The organism is Levilactobacillus cerevisiae (assembly GCF_003946245.1).
GTDB lineage: Bacteria > Bacillota > Bacilli > Lactobacillales > Lactobacillaceae > Levilactobacillus > Levilactobacillus cerevisiae.
Map to the genome: position 1 here is coordinate 1 of NZ_RHNN01000017.1, position 17560 is coordinate 17560.

Below are 17560 nucleotides of genomic sequence, written 5' to 3' on the forward strand. Positions count from 1 at the left end.
CATTCTTTGATTATACAAAAATATCCGTTGCCAGTAATCAAATTCATTTGATTACCAACAACAGATATTTTAGAACCATTATAGGTCACCTGACCTAATTTTGGCGACAAAAAACGCCTAACCTCAGTTTAAAAAATGAGGTTAGACGCAGGTTAATGGTAAATTTAGCTAATTAAGCCTCGAAAGCAGCGGTCAATGGTGGCACCACTTGCTTCTTCCGGGAAACAACGCCAGGAAGACTGGCACGGTTGTTGGCCAGCTTAGTGTTGAAGGCCTTTTCGACAACTTCCTTAGGGCCACCAGCAACGATGAGCTCGGAGTCACTGTTCAAAACGTTTGTGGCTAAGGTAATGAACAAGTCATAGCCATCAGCGGCCATTTCAGCTTGCATTTCCTTTTCCAAACCAGCTTGACGATCCAAGACTTCGTTCAGGTCAACCGTGTTGATTTGGCCGATCCGGACGCTCTTGCCAGCCATGTCAAATGACTTCGCATCACCGTCAACCAATTCCTTGTCAGTCTTGGCAGCAAGGTTAGTCCCAGCCTTCAGCATTTCAATGCCGTAGCTTTGGACGTCGATGTCAGCGATTTCTGCTAAGGCCCGAACGGCTTCACGGTCCTTGTCAGTCGTGGTTGGTGATTGCAGTAACAACGTGTCAGAAATGATGGCAGAAAGCATCAAACCGGCTAACTTAGCAGGAATTTCAATCTTTTCTTCGTCAAACATTTCGGTCAGAATCGTGCTCGTGCAACCAACGGGTTCTGCCCGGTAGTAAAGTGGTAACTTGGTTTCAAAGTTCGCGATCCGGTGATGATCGATCACGTGGCTGACCGTCACTTGATTCAAGTCAGCAACACTTTGTTGCGCTTCGTTGTGGTCAACTAACATCACGTGGTCGACTTCGTTAGCAACCGTCTTAATCACACGTGGTGCTGGTTCGTCAAAATGGTTCAAGACAAAGTTGGTTTCCATGTTGGGGTCACCCAAGGCAACAGCTTCAACATCGAAGCCCTTTTGGGTTTGGAAGTAAGCGTAAGCCTTAGCGGCAACAATGGCGTCCGTATCAGGATTCTGGTGACCGAAAATTAATGCTTTACTCATAAGATAAAACTCCTTTATCAAATTAGTTTTAATTTTATTGGTTCCGAAGTTGTTTAAGCCGTGAAATGTAGTCGTCCGTGTGCAGATACCGGTCGAATTGGGCCAAAAAATGACTGATTCGGGGGATTTCTGCCTTGCCCTTACGGAACACGAAGGCTAAATCAAAGCGGATGTTCGGATCAAAATGAGCTGTCCAGGTGTTCGGCAACTCCTCTTGCCCGATCATAAAGGAATTAGGCAACGCCGTCGACGCCTGCGTCTGCATGGAAAAATGCAGCAGTTGCGTTGGCGTCGTAAAGTTAGCCACACTCTTTGGGAAGTCTGCGAGTTGATTCTTGTAGGCTTCATGCAGGGCTTGGTTCAGGTAGTACCCGTCCGGATACATGGCCCAAACTTCGTCCGTCGTGTCCTTAAACTTGATCCGGCGTTTCTTGGCCAATTGCTCATCATGGTGAATGAACAACAGGTCGTCTGAGATGATTTTTTTGGATTCGTAAGGTTTCCAATTTTTGATTGAGTCATCTGGTAAGTACATGATGGCCAAATCAATCTTATTGTTTTCCAAACGTTCCCAAATTTCCTTCCGTGTGAGCATGTGGAAGGAAATCTTCAAATCAGGGTTGTTCTGGTATGACAAGATGGCAAAGTCTTCAAAAACCGCGTCTTCCATGGAAGCCAACAAACCAATGTTGATTTCCCCCTGTGTAGCGCTGGTTGACTGCTGAATTTCATCGGTTGCCGTGTTCAAGATACCATAAATTTTATGCGTCGCGTCCAACATGGTGTAACCTGCGTCAGACAGACGTAATTTTTTACCGACCGAATAGAATAGCGGTGCACCCACGGTTCGTTCCAGCTTCTTGATCTGCTGGGTTAACGCCGGTTGGGTGATGCCGAGAATCTGAGCGGCCTGCGTGTAGTTCATGGTTTCAGCAAGCTGCAAGAAATACGTCAAGGTTTTGGAAGAAAAGATACTTTCCTGTTTCGTCTTCATCCGTTTTTTCTCCTTATGATCGACCTTTGGTCAACTGAGGCTACCAGGCCAACCTAATGGTTACTATTAATCTATATAATAGGCTGTTTGCGGAAAAAGCGCAACGATTTCTCCTCGCAAAATCTCGACACAAGCTGAATGCTAATCTAAAACTAATTCGGTTGGTTTAACCCGTAACCGAACGGGTTGGCCCTCAACGTCCGTGTCAACCACGAATGACCCGTTAGAATAGCGGCCACTCAACGGGTGCTCCGTTGGCAGGACATCGTGAGTCCGTTCACGACTGGTGATGATTTCTAAGGCGGGGTTGCCCGCTGGAATCGTCATGAAGTCTACGATGCGATGCGGATCACGTTTGAGTTCTCGCAGGACGATGACGCCCCGGCGTGCACGACTAGTCGTTGAGAGCTCCTTCATAGCGAGACGCTTGAAGGCTCCTCGGTGGGTAATCAACGCAATCGTATCGCTATCGGTTACCAGGGCAAGGTTGACAACTTCATCGTCATCTCGCAAGTCCATCGAACGAACCCCAGTGGTCCGCGCACCGTTAACGGGAACTTCGTCGATCGTGTAACGTAAGGCGTACCCGTTCTTAGAAATCAAGAGAATGCCCTGATCGACGGGTTCCGTTAAGTAGTTAACCGCAACCACGTGGGCTTCAGGCGTCTTGAGCTTCTCGTAGACGGCGGCACGGCTCTTGTAAGTTCGCCCAGGTGTCAGATCAGCGAAGGCGGTCTGCTTAATGTAACCATCGCTGGTCGCAATCAAGAAATGGCCGGCTTCTTTCAAAGTCTTAAAGGCAAACGTGGCCACAATCTCTTCATCAGGTGCGAGCCCAATGGTTTGAGAAATGTGTTCCCCAGTCTCTTTCCACTTCACATCCGTGATTTCATGGACCGGCCGGTAGATCAGATTACCCTTACTGGTGAACATCATCAGGTGATCCAGCGTTCGGAGTTTCTCCAAGAAGATCGGATAATCCTCATCCTTGAGCCCATTGTCCTCGGAATCAGAAGCCGTGTAAGAACGCACACCAGACCGTTTGATGTACCCATCATGACTGACCAGTACGACCACATCCTCGTCGGCAACCGTAACCGTGGTTTTGATTTTCAGATCTTCAATTTGATCTTGAATCTCGGTGCGACGGGGGCTCCGGTATTCCTTGGCCACTGCCTTCAGTTCCTTACGAAGGACAGCGTTCAGGGTCTTGGGTTCCGCTAAAATGTGATTGTACTCCGCAATTGCGGCCGTCAGCTTAGCAGATTCTGCCTCTAACTGGGTGACATCGGTATTGGTCAGTCGGTACAGTTGTAAGGCAACAATCGCGTCAGCCTGCTTCTCGGAGAAGTCGTAGGCACTAATCAGATTATCCCGGGCGTCCCGGCGATCCTTACTTGCCCGAATCGTCTTGATGACTTGGTCTAAAATGGACAGGGCCTTGATGAGACCAACCACAATGTGCTGCCGGTCTTGGGCCTTCTTCAGGTTGTACTGCGTCCGGCGAGTAATGACGTCCCGTTGGTGCTCCAGGTAGGCGGTCAGAATTGTCTTCAACCCCACGTGCTCTGGGCGCATGTGGTTGATGGCGACCATGTTGAAGTTATACGTAATTTGTAATTCAGTATTCTTGAACAGGTAGTTCAGCACGCCTTGCGCATCAGCATCGCGTTTCAATTCAATGGCGATCCGGAGGCCGTCCCGGTCGGTTTCGTCCCGGACCTCAGCCAGGCCTTCCACCTTTTTGTTCAAGCGAATTTCATCAATTTTCTTGACCAGTTGGGCCTTATTCACTTCGTATGGAATTTCTGTAACCGTAATCTGATTCTTATTGCCCCGGAGTGGTTCGATGGCGGTTCTAGAACGTACGACAACCCGGCCCCGCCCGGTTTCATAAGCTTTAACGATACCGTCTTTCCCTTGAATGATCCCACCAGTTGGGAAGTCTGGTCCTTGCACAAACGACATCAATTCGTCTAGCTTGGCCTGAGGGTGACTCAGCAAGTAAATGAGTGCGTCCACGACTTCACCCAGATTATGCGGTGGAATGTCCGTGGCATATCCGGCTGAAATCCCCGTGGCCCCATTGACCAATAGGTTGGGAATCCGGGCAGGTAAGACGGTTGGTTCGTACTCGGTGTCATCAAAGTTCAACACCATGTCGACCGTATCCTTGTCGATGTCCCGTAGCATTTCACCGGCCAATTTACTTAACCGGGCTTCGGTATACCGCATGGCGGCAGCGGGGTCACCGTCCATCGACCCGTTGTTCCCGTGCATTTCAACTAGGGGTTCTCGCACCTTCCAGTCCTGACTCATGCGCGTCAAGGCTTCGTAAATCGAACTGTCCCCATGGGGGTGAAAGTTACCCATGACGTTTCCGACGGACTTGGCAGACTTACGGAATCCCTTCTCGTAAGTATTGCCATCCTTGTTCATTGAGAACAGGATCCGGCGTTGAACGGGCTTTAAGCCGTCGCGAATATCGGGTAGCGCCCGTTCCTGAATGATTGACTTGGAATAGCGGCCAAACCGGTCGCCCATGACTTCTTCCAAGGTTATTTCTTGAATGTTTTGTCCTTCACTCACAAATGTTTACTCCTTTCGCCGGTCAGTCCTCTGGCTTGGAAACTTGATCGTTTTCCAACAGACTGGTATCGTCGTCTTCCAACGTAAACTGGACGTTACTTTCAATCCACTTTCGTCGGGGTTCAACCTTGTCACCCATTAACGTGGTTACCCGCCGTTCCGCTAAGGCCGCGTCATCAATTTGTACGCGAATCAGTGTCCGGTTGTCTGGGTCCATCGTGGTGGCCCAAAGCTGTTCGGCATCCATTTCCCCTAACCCTTTAAAGCGTTGGAGGTGGTAACCGTGATTGGGAATTTTCTTGGTTTTTTTGTTGAGTTCATCATTCGTCCACGCATAATCAATCGTCGACTTCTTACCGGTCGTCTTGATTTGGTACAGCGGCGGTAAAGCAATGTACACCCGGCCAGCGTCAATCATTGGGCGCATGTACTTGTAGAAGAAGGTCAGGAGGAGGATTTGAATGTGGGCGCCATCGTCATCGGCATCGGTCATGATAATAATCTTATCGTAGTTGGCGTCTTCAATGTTAAATTCAGTCCCCACACCAGCACCAATCGTATAGATCATGGTACTGATTTCTTCGTTCTTCATGATGTCTGGCAACTTGGCCCGTTCCGTGTTCAGGACTTTCCCCCGTAAAGGCAGGATGGCTTGGAACTTCCGGTTACGGCCTTGCTTGGCAGAGCCACCGGCAGAATCCCCTTCGACTAAGAATAACTCATTTTTCGAGGCGTTCTTGGATTGTGCAGGGGTCAGCTTCCCGGATAACAGGCGTTCGTGTTTCTTATGACGTTTGCCATTACGGCTTTCATCACGAGCCTTACGGGCGGCTTCTCTGGCGGAACGTGCCTGGGTCGACTTCTTGATCAGCATCTTCCCAAAGTCACCGTTCTCAAGCAAGTAGTAGCCCATCTGTTCACTGACCACGCTATCAACGATGGTCCGGGCTTCAGGCGTACCCAATTTCTCTTTGGTTTGGCCTTCAAATTGCAACAGGTTTTCTGGGACTCGTAAGGAAATGACGGCGGAAAGGCCTTCACGAACGTCGGTCCCTTCCAAGTTCTTGTCACGTTCCTTCAACAGGCCCGTCTTCCGTGCGTATTCGTTGAACGCCTTGGTCCACCCGCTACGCATGCCGACTTCGTGGGTCCCACCATCTTTGGTCCGGACGTTGTTGACGAAGGACAAGAGGTTTTCGGTATAGCCGTCGTTATATTGCGCGGCAATTTCTACTTCGATTCCGTCCTTCTTACCGTCAAAGTACATGATGTCGCCCAGTGTGTCTTTGTCTTCGTTGAGGTAACCCACGAATTCCTTGATACCATCTTCAAAATGGTATTCTTCAGTCCGTTCTTGGCCTTCACGCTCGTCGGTCAGGGTAATCTTGACGCCCTTCAATAGGAAGGCGGATTCCCGGAGCCGTTCTGACAGCGTGCCAAAGTTGTAAACGGTCGTGGTAAAAATACTGCTATCTGGTTTGAAATCAATCGTTGTCCCGTTATGAGCCCGGGTATTGCCAAGCTTCTTGAGCGTTCCCTGTGGGTGCCCACCCTTGGCAAATTTTTCCTGATACCGGACGCCGTCACGAACAATGGTGACCGTGAGTGAACTGGATAAAGCGTTCACGACTGAGGCACCAACCCCGTGCAGCCCACCGGAAGTCTTGTAACCACCCTGGCCGAATTTACCCCCGGCATGCAGGACAGTCAGAATGACCTCTGGCGTTGGAATCCCGGAGGCGTGCATACCCACTGGCATACCACGTCCGTGATCGACCACGGTCACACTATTGTCGGCATGAATGGTCACGTTAATTTCCTTACCGTAGCCAGACAGTGCCTCATCGACGGCGTTGTCCACGATTTCGTAGACCAAGTGGTGTAAGCCACGGCCGTCGGTTGACCCGATGTACATACCCGGACGTTTACGAACAGCTTCCAATCCCTCCAACACTTGGATGGAGGAATCGTCATATTCTGGTTTTGCTTTCGCCATGCGTAAATCCCCTTTACTTTTACTTTTATCTAAAAACCCGATATCTCTATTTTACCCTAATGCGAACGTATGTTCAAATTAATTGGTCAAACGCCCAAGGAGAGGTATTCAGTAACTTCATAATCATACCACAGGAAGTCGAAATCTGGCTAGACTTCTCGAGATAATTGGCGTTCTCTTGAAAACATGCTAAAATATAGTCCAGCTTATCTGCGGCGAGTCCCAGCTATGGCGGCTCCCGCTGCGAGAAAGAGCGGAGGAATAACTTGTGAAATTAATTGGTTTACTCATCGTGGCTTACCTATTGGGGGCCATTCCAAATGGGGTCTGGGTTGGCAAAGCCTTTTTCCAGACGGACATTCGCCAATCGGGTTCCGGTAACATTGGCACGACCAACACTTACCGGGTCCTGGGCCCCTACGCTGGAACGGCGGTCATGGTGTTAGACATCGCTAAGGGCTCGGTGGCCACCTTACTACCGACCCTGTTCCACGTTACCACGATGTTGGGGTCTGCGACACCCCTCCTATTTGGCTTATTTGCCATTCTGGGGCACACCGTTTCAATCTTTGACCATTTCAAGGGTGGTAAGGCCGTAGCCACCTCAGCAGGGATGCTACTGGCTTACAATCCGATTATGTTTGTGATTGCGGCCGGCCTGTGGGTGGGTCTCATCTACTGGACCAGTATGGTTAGCCTGGCCAGCATGATTGCGTTTAGTCTGATTACGCTGATCTCGTTGGCGTTTCAAGACTGGTATTTGACGGGCATTGCACTGGTCTTGACGATTTTTGTCTTTTACCGGCACCGGACGAATATCAAACGCATTCGTGAAGGCACGGAATCCTTGGTACCATTCGGTCATGGGTATCAGCAACGACAAGCTAAGAAATAGCACTTATTTTTATACACGGAGGGCTCTCAATGACGGGATAGTCGTTGGGAGCCCTTTTTGTGATTCAGGTTAAAAATAAGTAATTTGATAGGCGGCTTGGAAACTTTCGTGAGCGGCCAGATGTTGGATGGCCACCTTGGTTTCAATGTCCCCCGTTGCCGCCACGTCGTCAGCTAAGCCCCACCAGGGTTCAAAGCACACAAACGGTGCCTGCTTGGGGTACGGTGACCAGATGCCCACGTATGGCGCTGCTAAGGTCAACGCGACCCCGTGATCATTGACGCTGTTGCTCAGCATCAATGTCGTCTCGTGATTGTTCAGCGTTAAGACCTGGGCATCGTGGTCGAACAGGTCGTGCGTCAGGGGTAGCGGCTGGGTCAAATTAAGCGGGACGCTGTGCTTGGTATCACTGTAGGGTCCTACTAGAGGCACACGTTGGTAGACCTGCTTCGGTGAAACGGTGACGTGATAGTCCGTGAAATCGACCGCTGGATCGCCCAGTGGGACGTTAAAGCCGGGATGGGCGCCAAATGAGAACGTGAGTGGCGTCTCCGCGGGGTTCTCAACGGTCGCAGCAAATTTAAGCTGATGATCGATCAAGGTATATTGAACCGTTAATTTAAAGTCTGCTGGATACAGCGCCTTGGTTTGGTCATCCGCCGTTAGTGCCAAGGTAATCGTCGCAGAGTCCTGGCTGACAACGGTGAACTCGCGGTCGCGGGCAAACCCGTGCTGGGTCATTTGATACGTCTTACCAGCCAAACGGTACTGATTGTCCTGCAACCGGCCGACAATGGGAAAGAGTAGCGGTGCGTGGCGCCCCCAGTAGGTCTTGTCTGCTTGCCACATGTATTCTAAGTTACTGTCATTGTCCTTTACGCTAGTTAGTTCAGCACCCAATGGGTTGATCTGAACCGTTAAATAATCGTTTTTTAGTGTGAGCATTGTCGTTATTTCCTCCAATGTTAATCAGTGAGCTGAGTTGTCTAGGCCAATTATCCACCAAGATGACAATTTAGTCAAAAAAGATGAGAATGTGTTAGCAGGTGTTTAGCTGACGAACATTTACGGTGTTAATCGAAATCAACTCTCCTCTGGCACACACTTAAGCACTATTAGTTCGGAACCCAAAAAGAGACCGCAACAGTTGTCGCAGCCTCTCCCTTCGCAATCTTATAAAATGTAACGCGATAAGTCTTTGTTCTCAACGATGTCGCCAATCTTGTCATTGACGTAGTTTTCGGTGATGGTAACGTCGCCTGTACCCATGTCAGGACCTTCGTACAACAGGTCTTCCAGGAGTTTTTCCAGGACGGTCTGTAGGCGCCGCGCCCCAATGTTTTGGTTCTCATGGTTCAGTTCAAAGGCCAATTCAGCGATCCGTTCAATGGCTTCCATGGTGAAGGTCACCTTCACGTTGTCGGTCCCAATCAAGGCGATGTATTGCTTAATCAAGGCGTTGTTTGGTTCGGTTAAGATCCGCACAAAGTCTTCCTTACTCAAATCGCTCAACTCAACGCGAATTGGGAAACGACCCTGTAATTCAGCAATCAAATCGCTAGGCTTGGATTCAGCGAAGGCGCCGGCCGCAATGAACAGGATGTGATCGGTATCAATCGTCCCGTACTTGGTCTTGACCTGGGTCCCTTCAACGATTGGTAAGATGTCACGTTGCACCCCTTCACGGGAAACGTCGCCGCTATTTTGGCCACTGCCCTTGGCAATCTTATCAATTTCATCGAGGAAGATAATCCCCGTGTTCTCCGCCCGCTTGATGGCATCGTGATTGATGTCAGCGTTGTTGACCAATTTTTCAGATTCCTCGGCCACCAAGATTTCACGTGCTTCGGTCACGGAGACTGTCCGCTTGATCCGCTTCTTGGGCATGATTGACCCCAAGGTATCGCTCAAGTCGATGCCCATTTGGCCCATCATGTTGTTATCAGCCGCATTGGCTTGTTGGGGATCGTCCATTTCAATTTCTACCTGGTGATCTTCCAACAGGCCCTTGTTCAATTGATCTGAAATGGAGAGCCGTTCGTTACGCACGTCGTCGGTGACCTCTTCAGTCTCGCTAGGAGCCGTTGGTGTCTGGCCGTTTTGCATCTGGCTAAACATGTTCATCATGTTGGCGAAGTCGTTGTTGTTCTTGTCTTCCTTCTTCTTAGCCGGTGCCAACAGTTTTACCAACCGCTTGTTAGCGGCCTGGATGGCGTCACTGCGCACGTCTTTAAATTGATCTTGCTTTTCCATTGTCACGGAAACTTCTACAAGGTCCCGGACCATGGATTCCACGTCACGGCCGACGTAGCCGACTTCGGTGAACTTGCTGGCTTCCACCTTGGTAAAAGGTGCGTGAACGATTTTCGCTAACCGGCGGGCAATTTCTGTTTTCCCAACCCCGGTCGGTCCAATCATCAGCATGTTTTTTGGTGAAATTTCTTCCTGCATTGCGGCGTCTAACTGCATCCGGCGGTACCGGTTTCGTAGCGCGATGGCAATGGCTTTCTTGGCGTCATCTTGCCCAATCACGTATTGATCAAGTAAGCCGACGATTTCTTTAGGTGTTTTATTAATAGCGTCCACTAGAATTCCCCCGTTCAATTAAAGTTCTTCAGAAATAACGTTTTCGTTGGTAAAGATATCAATACCCCCAGCAATGTGGATGGCGCTTTCGGCAATTTCCTTTGCGCTCATATCCTGTGCGTGGTGGTGTAAGGCGGTTGCGGCGGCTAAGGCGAAGTTACCACCAGAACCGATGGCAAGGATATCGTCATCTGGTGCAATGACTTCACCGGAACCAGAAACTAACAGCATCTCGTCCTTGTCCATGACGATCAACAGCGCTTCAAGCTTTTGTAAGGCTTGATCAGAACGCCACAGCTTGGCCAATTCAACGGCGGCTCGTTGCAGGTTCCCGCTGTATTCGTTGAGTTGGGCCTCAAATTTTTCTTCCAAATTGAAGGCGTCGGCAACACTCCCGGCGAAGCCAACAACGACTTGATTGTTGTAGATCCGCCGAATCTTGTGGGCCGTGCCCTTCATGATAACTTTTTCACCCATGGTAACTTGTCCGTCGCCGGCCATAGCGTTGTGACCGTTATGACGAACCGCACAGATGGTGGTGGCTTCAAATTTTACTGGCATAATTTACTCATTCTCCTTACGATGATGGTTTGGTTTCTTTAGGCTTATCTTCAGTGGCACGCGGGAAAAATTGACGATAATCCCGTTGCAGGTGTTCGCGGGTAACGTGGGTGTAGATTTGCGTCGTCGAGAGACTGCTATGACCCAGTAGCTCCTGGACTGAGCGCAAGTCTGCGCCCCGGTTCAACAGATGGGTGGCAAAGGTGTGCCGCAACATGTGGGGATGAATCTCCGTGGTCAACGTGCTGCGCTTGATGATCTGATTTAACAGGTACGTGACCCCCGCTGGTGTTAACTGTTGGCCGCGGTGATTAACGAACACAAAGGCGTGCGTCTCTTGGTGCTGGGCCATCAGTGGTGTCCTGGCAGCCGTGAAATATTGCTGGAGGGCATCGCTGGCATAGTGGCCAAACGGCACGTAGCGTTCCTTATTGCCCTTTCCGTGAATCAACATGATCCGGTTGTCGAAGTCAATCTCCGGCACGGTCAAGTTGACGCATTCACTCACCCGAATACCCGTCCCGTATAGCACTTCCAGTAACGCCGAATCCCGGGTGGCTAACTGTTCATTGGGGTTAGCCGCCGCAGCCGCAAACAGCGCGGTCATTTCGCGTTCATAAAAGAAACGTGGCAGGTGATTCTGATGATGTTTGAGTTGGACGTAAGCGAAGGGATCATCCTTGGCCTGGCCGTTACTCATCAGAAAGTTGTACAAGGAGCGTAACGTGGAGAGTTTCCGGGCAATCGTCGTGCGGGCGTAATGCCGATCATACAAATCACTCAGATAAACCTCAACGTCTAACTGATCGATAGCCGTCCACGCTTTGACCCCGCCATTATCGGCGAGAAACTGGGTGAACTCCTCGAGATCCTCGCGGTAAGCCTTGACCGTCTCCGGTGAATATTGGCGCTCACCGGTTAAATACGATAAAAATGCCGTAATAGCTTGATCCACGTGAACACCTCCCTTGTACCTGTTCTCAATGCTAGCAAACGCGTCGAAAAAACACAACTAACTCATCAGTGTTTTGCGTTGGCCGTTGCTGGTAGCACGGGTAGGCCGCTCGTGACCGTTACCAGCCAGCAGACGTTTTCCGACTTATCTCAGTCAACGCAAACAGGTTCGCCGGTGGCCCCCATGTGGGTCGCCGACAAACCTGTTTGACTGAAGCATGCTAAATTTATTTTTGTGGCGCTTCTTCGTAATCGCCATTGGGGCAGACGATTTGGCTGCCGCCACGAATCTTCTTGGCGACCAGGTAATGGCCGTCCTTCGGGCAATCACGGCCGACTGGCTTGTCCCATGAGACAAAGTCACAGTCGGGATAACGGGAACAACCGTAGAAGATTCGGTTCTTCTTGGACTTTCGTTCGATGACCTCACCCTGATGACAAACGGGGCAAGTCACCCCAATTTCCTTCACGATTGGCTTCGTGTTGCGGCAATCTGGGAAGCGGGAACAAGCGTAGAACTTGCCATAACGGCCCATCTTGATGACCATTGGCGCCCCACAAATGTCGCAGTCAAAGCCAGCGGGTTCATCACGAATTTGAACCTTTTCGATGGCGTCTTCCGCATGGGCAACTTCGGTTGAGAACGGCTTGTAGAAGGTGTCGATGACCTTGACCCAGTCCTGGTGGCCCTCTTCAATTCCATCCAATTCGTGTTCCAAATTGGCGGTAAAATCGACGTTGACCACGTCTGGGAAGTATTCGTTGATGATGCCATCCACGATTTCACCCAGTTCAGTAGGCTCAAATCGGCGACCGACCAATTTGACATAGTACCGGCGCTGAATCGTATCCAACGTAGGCGCGTACGTCGATGGCCGACCAACCCCGTTTTCTTCCAAGGCCTTGATCAAGTTGGCTTCGGAATAACGTGCAGGCGGCTGGGTAAAGTGTTGGGCCGGATCGGTCTTGGCCAGTTTGACCTGGTCACCGATTTCAAGGTCGGGCAACAGATTATCCTTTTCCTTGTTGTCCTTGTAAATCTTCAAGAACCCTTCGAACTTCATTTTGGAGCCGTTAGAACGGAACGTTACGCCGTTTTGCTCCAACGTCACGGCCATGGTGTCCATGATGGCGTTGGTCATTTGACTGGAAACAAAGCGGTTCCAGATTAATTGGTATAACCGGAATTGGTCCTTGTTCAGCCGTTCTTTCAGGCTAGCGGGCGTCCGGAACACTGAGGTTGGCCGGATCGCTTCATGGGCGTCTTGGGCCCCTTCAGGCAACTTTCCCTTGATTGGCTTGGTGGCAGCGTATTCTGCGCCATACTTTTCATGGATGAAGGTGGACGCCTCATGCTTCGCAATGCTGGAAATCCGGGTGGAGTCGGTCCGCATATAGGTAATGAGCCCCTGCGTGCCTTCCTTGCCCAAGTTAATCCCTTCATACAGCTGCTGGGCAGCCATCATCGTTTTCCGGGTCCGGAAATTCAACTTCCGGTTAGCATCTTGTTGCATGGAACTGGTGGTAAATGGGGGTTGTGGTGAGCGTTTACGTTCTTTACGCACCACGTTGGTGATGTCAAAGTCAGCCTTCTTGTCCAATTTACCTAAGACATCCTGGACGGCGTCGTTGTTCTTCAAGTCAGCCTTCTTACCGTTCAAACCGTAGAAGCTCGCGCCAAACGTGTGGCGGGCCTTCTTGAAGTCGGCGTCGATGGTCCAGTATTCTTCGGGGATGAAGGCCTTGATGGCTTTTTCCCGTTCGATAATCAGGGACAGTGCGATTGACTGTACCCGACCGGCACTGAGGCCCTTCTTCACCTTTTTCCAGAGCAGAGGCGAGATAGAGTACCCCACCAACCGGTCTAAGATTCGGCGTGCCTGTTGTGCGTTGACCAGGTCCATGTCAATCGTCCGGGGCGTCTTAAAAGCTTCCTTAACGGCGTCCTTCGTGATTTCGTTAAAGGTAACTCGGTTCTTGTCAGTGACATCCAGGTTGAGGACGTGGGCTAAATGCCAGGCAATTGATTCCCCTTCACGGTCAGGGTCAGATGCGAGGTAGACGGCTTTGGCCTTTTTGGCCTCGGACCGCAAGCCCTTGATCACATCACCCTTACCACGAATGGAAATGTAGTGCGGATCATAGCTATTTTCAGTATCGACCCCCATCGAACTTTTCGGTAGATCGCGCACGTGTCCCAGACTCGGCATCACCTTATAGGTTCGGCCTAAATACTTTTCAATGGTCTTAGCCTTCGCTGGTGATTCAACGATGACTAATTTTTTTTGCGGCTTCCGTCGCTTTTTTGGCGTTGATTTTGCTGTTGGTTTAGTCGGCAAAGCACATTACTCCCTCGTTTGATAGGCAACCGGGCCCTAGATGACGGGATTACCAGTTCCTATCGACTTATTTTTACGACGAACTCAAAGTTCGCTAATTTTTTCACTATAATCCCACACATCTTATTTCAACTTAGGGCAGGTTGTCAACTAAAACTTCTTCTATTATATGCTCAGGTTTCAAGATTGGCTTTGCCCCGGCAAGGATTAATTCGTTGGTACCAACCGAGTTGGGGTTGTTGACGGCCCCCGGAATTGCCAAAACATTACGATTTTCTTGCAACGCAATATTGGCCGTGATTAGACTCCCTGAATGGTGGGCAGCCTCAACCACTAATGTGCTACTGGCGAGACCCGCGATAATCCGATTACGTTCTGGAAAATGATGGCGGGCCCCGTGCGTTCCCCAAGGATATTCAGAAAAGACTAACTGGCTTTGGCACAGTTCCCGCATTAAGGACCGGTTCGTCGCGGGATAACACTGATCCAGTCCCGTACCAATCACAGCAATCGTCCGTCCCCGGTAGGCCAAGGCCGCTTGATGGGCCAAGGTGTCCACCCCCTGTGCCAGGCCAGACACCAGACAGATGCGCTTTTGCACGACGTTGGGTAACAAGAGACGCATGGCGGCTAACGCGTATGGACTGGGCTTACGGGAACCCACGACGGCCAGTTGCGGTGCGTGGACTAACCGGACGTCGCCCAAGAAATACAGGGCCACGGGCGGCGCAAACGTTTCTCGCAATGGTTGTGGGTAGCCGGCATCAACAATTGTCAGGCACCCGGTATGGGTTAGATTGGTGGTCACCTGTTCGCCGATGGCGGTTGAAAATAACTGGTGTTGCAGATGATCAGCCTTCTTTGGTGGCAAGGCCATTTCCTGGCAGAGACGGGCAAGTGTTGTGGGCCCAATCTGGGTCAATTCTGGTTGGCATTCTACCCAGCGCCAGCAGGCCGTCGTTGTCTTGAGTCCAATTCCAGAAATTAATGGTAAGCGCATGAAAAAATCACGAAGTGTCAGTTGCATAGTCGCAACCTCCTTTTCCCCTTTAGGGTTAACTCCGTGATTTGTTCGCGATTATTTTTTGTACAGGCGAAAAAGTTTTGCGGTGAATGGGGGTGACCCCGCGTTCATCCAGGCCAGCCAAGTGTTCAGCGGTTCCGTAACCGGCATTTTTAGCAAACCCGTATCCTGGATATAAGACATCATAGGTCGCCATCAAATGGTCCCGGTACACTTTGGCCACGATACTGGCTGCCGCAACGCTGGCACTTTTGGCGTCACCCTTAATCAAGCGCGTCTGCGGCAGGTCAACGGGAATCTGCATCGCATCCACGATTAGATGTTGCGGTGCCCGCCCCAAACCCAGGACTGCCCGTTGCATAGCTACCCGTGTCGCCTGATAGATGTTGATCTGGTCAATTAATTGGGGACTGCCGATACCGATACTAACGGCCTCGGCTTGGGCCAAGATTAAGGGGTACAGACGCTCCCGTTCCTTAGGGGTCAACTGTTTAGAGTCGTTGACCAACGGAATGTCAAAGTCCTGGGGGAGAATCACGGCACTGGTCACAACGGGGCCGGCGAGTGGTCCCCGCCCCACTTCATCAATACCAGCGACCCGTTCACCTTGCGCCCAGAACGGCCGCTCGTAGTGTAGACGGTGCTGAAATGCCTTCTCAGCGGCCTCAGCCTTCGCTAGCCGACGTTTGACTTGCTCCAGGAGTAACTGAGCCCCTTTGCGTGAATCGGCCGCTAAAGACGCTAAACGGGGGTCGTCGACTGTTGTGACATTTGCGAGGTCGGCCTTCAAACTTGCCAGGCTCGGTTGCTTAGTCATTGACCGGTTCACCAGCTTGTGGTGCACGGTCAAGGGTGAAGCCACCCAGTTTTTTATGACGCGCATCCAGAATCAACCGTTCGCTGGCCCGTTCGTAGTCGTCACGCATACCAATCTTTTGCGTGATTTTCAGTAGCAGATCCACATCACTGAGGTCTAGGTCTGCGGCAACTAGGTGGTAGCGTTCTAAGAGCGCTTTTTCGTGGTACTGCCGGAAAAAGTTTAAGGCAAAGAGCGCCACATCATCGCTGGCGTAGAGTTTCTCCTTAATCGCCCCGGTCAGTGCTAGCTTTTGCGCCGTCTCTTGGTCCTTGAATTTGGGCCAAAGAATCCCTGGGGTATCCAACAATTCCAAATGTTTACTGGAACGCAGCCATTGTTGGCCCTTGGTCACACCGGGAGTATCCCCAACTTGCGCCGCCTTCCGCTGGACTAAGTGGTTCAGCAACGTTGACTTACCCACGTTAGGAACCCCAACTGTCATGGCACGCATTGGCCGTTCCTTCAGGCCCTTTTCCTTTTCAATCGCCAATTTGTCAGCGAGAATGCTAGCCGCAATCTTGGTAATCTGTTTGGGGGTCACGTTGGCCCGTGAATCAATGGCAATGGCTGGCTGGTGTTGTGCGCGGTAATAGTTGAGCCAAGCGGCCGTTTGTTGTGGATCGGCCAAGTCCTTCTTGGTCATGATGATTAAATGGGGCTTGTTCTTGGCAATCCGGTTAACCTCAGGATTCCGTGAAGCTGCGGGAATCCGGGCGTCAACCAACTCAAAAACAATATCGACCAGGTGAATATTTTCTTCCATCTGCCGAATGGCTTTGGCCATATGGCCGGGGAACCATTGAATGATACTCATAAGTGTGCTCCTTCGTTAAGCAATCGCGGCCAAATACAGCTGCCAGGCGTCGTCAAAGATCGTCATGGATGGCAGGTACGGGGCGTTTTCTTCTAAATATTTTGATAGTGGTTCAAACTCAGTCTCCTGCTTGGGAAATGAGCTGTCCAGAAAAGCATTGTTGGCAAAACTTGCCACCGGATCGTAGCTTTCTGGATTTCGTTGGGTCATTAAATACTGATAAAACGTTTTCGGCATGAGTGCCTCCTTAATTCTTCGGAATCCGGGCCTGGAAGACAAACTTACCGGCACCCGACAGGTCAATCTTTTTCGCCGCAAATGACAGCTTCTTACCGTTTCCAATGGCTGTCAGGTGGAGCGTAATGGTTTCGTTACCCGTGTCCATGGCAACCCATTTAGGTAAGGGATAGTTCTTGGCAATATAGTTCATGACGAACGTAATCGGTACAGGTAAAGCCCCCACTGATAACTTTTGTGCCTTTAATTGCACGTCTCCTGAGGATAACACGGTTGGCTTTAAGAGTAAAACAAAGTTGACGTTAGCCCCTAAGACTTTGGTCGATCCCGTAATCATGGCGTGATCGGACACCTGGAAGCGGTACTTCACAGCCGAATTTTCCAGCGATTTATTCACATAGTAATCGGCTAGTGCGTTCACTTGTTTCTTGTTCAGATCAACATTGATGTTGGTGGTATTTTGGGTCACCTTGGCCGTGGATTCAACCTGCGTCGAAGAAAAGGCCTTGACGCCTAGGGTGACAGCCGTAACCAGTAAAATGGCTACCAGGGCGATGAACCCCCACTTCCACCAGTTACGGGAAGCTTGTGGGGTTGAATGTCGTTGCAT

The 17560-nt window shown here is 50.6% G+C and carries 15 protein-coding genes; 1 reads left to right on the top strand and 14 read right to left on the bottom strand.

Annotated features, from left to right (window positions below):
- Nucleotides 1–172: 172 nt before the first annotated feature.
- From EKM99_RS09240 to parE, 4 genes are all read right to left on the bottom strand, one after another.
- On the bottom strand, nt 173–1102 hold the full coding sequence (locus tag EKM99_RS09240) for a manganese-dependent inorganic pyrophosphatase (RefSeq protein WP_125583095.1): 930 nt from the start codon (nt 1100–1102) through the stop codon (nt 173–175).
- A gap of 34 nt (nt 1103–1136) precedes the next feature.
- Complete coding sequence (locus EKM99_RS09245; protein ID WP_125583097.1) at nt 1137–2096, bottom strand: LysR family transcriptional regulator; 960 nt, start codon at nt 2094–2096, stop codon at nt 1137–1139.
- A gap of 141 nt (nt 2097–2237) precedes the next feature.
- Entirely contained in the window at nt 2238–4685 is a 2448-nt protein-coding gene (gene parC / locus EKM99_RS09250; RefSeq protein WP_125583099.1) for a DNA topoisomerase IV subunit A, read from the bottom strand.
- A gap of 22 nt (nt 4686–4707) precedes the next feature.
- Nucleotides 4708–6681 (bottom strand): DNA topoisomerase IV subunit B, encoded by a 1974-nt coding sequence (gene parE, locus EKM99_RS09255; RefSeq protein WP_125583101.1) that lies wholly within the window; start codon nt 6679–6681, stop codon nt 4708–4710.
- Nucleotides 6682–6949: 268 nt separating this feature from the next.
- Between parE and plsY the strand changes: the two genes are divergently transcribed.
- Entirely contained in the window at nt 6950–7576 is a 627-nt protein-coding gene (gene plsY, locus EKM99_RS09260) for a glycerol-3-phosphate 1-O-acyltransferase PlsY (protein WP_125583103.1), read from the top strand.
- Nucleotides 7577–7645: 69 nt separating this feature from the next.
- Here the strand turns inward: plsY and EKM99_RS09265 are convergent, their stop codons facing one another.
- From EKM99_RS09265 to EKM99_RS09310, 10 genes are all read right to left on the bottom strand, one after another.
- Entirely contained in the window at nt 7646–8521 is an 876-nt protein-coding gene (locus EKM99_RS09265) for an aldose 1-epimerase family protein (RefSeq protein WP_125583105.1), read from the bottom strand.
- A gap of 228 nt (nt 8522–8749) precedes the next feature.
- Nucleotides 8750–10162: an ATP-dependent protease ATPase subunit HslU gene (gene hslU / locus EKM99_RS09270; RefSeq protein ID WP_125583107.1), complete on the bottom strand. Its 1413-nt coding sequence runs from the start codon at nt 10160–10162 to the stop codon at nt 8750–8752.
- An 18-nt stretch (nt 10163–10180) separates the two neighbouring features.
- Nucleotides 10181–10723, bottom strand: a complete 543-nt coding sequence (gene hslV, locus EKM99_RS09275) for an HslVU peptidase proteolytic subunit (protein WP_125583109.1) — start codon at nt 10721–10723, stop codon at nt 10181–10183.
- Between the two features lie 16 nt (nt 10724–10739).
- Nucleotides 10740–11678 carry a tyrosine recombinase XerC gene (gene xerC, locus EKM99_RS09280; RefSeq protein WP_125583111.1) on the bottom strand — a complete coding sequence of 313 codons (939 nt, stop codon included), beginning with the start codon at nt 11676–11678 and terminating at the stop codon, nt 10740–10742.
- Between the two features lie 226 nt (nt 11679–11904).
- Complete coding sequence (gene topA / locus EKM99_RS09285) at nt 11905–14016, bottom strand: type I DNA topoisomerase (protein ID WP_125583113.1); 2112 nt, start codon at nt 14014–14016, stop codon at nt 11905–11907.
- A gap of 133 nt (nt 14017–14149) precedes the next feature.
- Nucleotides 14150–15043, bottom strand: a complete 894-nt coding sequence (gene dprA / locus EKM99_RS09290; RefSeq protein WP_125583115.1) for a DNA-processing protein DprA — start codon at nt 15041–15043, stop codon at nt 14150–14152.
- A 28-nt stretch (nt 15044–15071) separates the two neighbouring features.
- Nucleotides 15072–15857, bottom strand: coding sequence for a ribonuclease HII (locus EKM99_RS09295; protein ID WP_125583117.1), 786 nt, complete (start codon nt 15855–15857; stop codon nt 15072–15074).
- A complete protein-coding gene (gene ylqF / locus EKM99_RS09300; RefSeq protein WP_125583119.1) occupies nt 15850–16713 on the bottom strand; it encodes a ribosome biogenesis GTPase YlqF in 864 nt (287 codons plus the stop codon). Before ylqF ends, EKM99_RS09295 begins: the two co-directional genes overlap by 8 nt.
- A 15-nt stretch (nt 16714–16728) precedes the next feature.
- The gene (locus EKM99_RS09305; protein ID WP_125583121.1) at nt 16729–16950 is read right to left on the bottom strand and encodes a YozE family protein; all 222 of its coding nucleotides are present in this window, start codon (nt 16948–16950) and stop codon (nt 16729–16731) included.
- Between the two features lie 10 nt (nt 16951–16960).
- Nucleotides 16961–17560 carry a YpmS family protein gene (locus tag EKM99_RS09310; protein ID WP_125583123.1) on the bottom strand — a complete coding sequence of 200 codons (600 nt, stop codon included), beginning with the start codon at nt 17558–17560 and terminating at the stop codon, nt 16961–16963.

Excerpts from the sequence above, each read along its gene's own strand:
- EKM99_RS09240 (WP_125583095.1), bottom strand. The coding sequence starts at position 1,102 with ATGAGTAAAGCATTAATTTTCGGTCACCAGAATCCTGATACGGACGCC.
- hslV (WP_125583109.1), bottom strand. The coding sequence starts at position 10,723 with ATGCCAGTAAAATTTGAAGCCACCACCATCTGTGCGGTTCGTCATAAC.
- EKM99_RS09310 (WP_125583123.1), bottom strand. The coding sequence starts at position 17,560 with ATGCAACGACATTCAACCCCACAAGCTTCCCGTAACTGGTGGAAGTGG.
- EKM99_RS09295 (WP_125583117.1), bottom strand. The coding sequence starts at position 15,857 with ATGACTAAGCAACCGAGCCTGGCAAGTTTGAAGGCCGACCTCGCAAAT.
- EKM99_RS09265 (WP_125583105.1), bottom strand. The coding sequence starts at position 8,521 with ATGCTCACACTAAAAAACGATTATTTAACGGTTCAGATCAACCCATTG.
- parE (WP_125583101.1), bottom strand. The coding sequence starts at position 6,681 with ATGGCGAAAGCAAAACCAGAATATGACGATTCCTCCATCCAAGTGTTG.
- EKM99_RS09305 (WP_125583121.1), bottom strand. The coding sequence starts at position 16,950 with ATGCCGAAAACGTTTTATCAGTATTTAATGACCCAACGAAATCCAGAA.
- EKM99_RS09245 (WP_125583097.1), bottom strand. The coding sequence starts at position 2,096 with ATGAAGACGAAACAGGAAAGTATCTTTTCTTCCAAAACCTTGACGTAT.
- ylqF (WP_125583119.1), bottom strand. The coding sequence starts at position 16,713 with ATGAGTATCATTCAATGGTTCCCCGGCCATATGGCCAAAGCCATTCGG.
- dprA (WP_125583115.1), bottom strand. The coding sequence starts at position 15,043 with ATGCAACTGACACTTCGTGATTTTTTCATGCGCTTACCATTAATTTCT.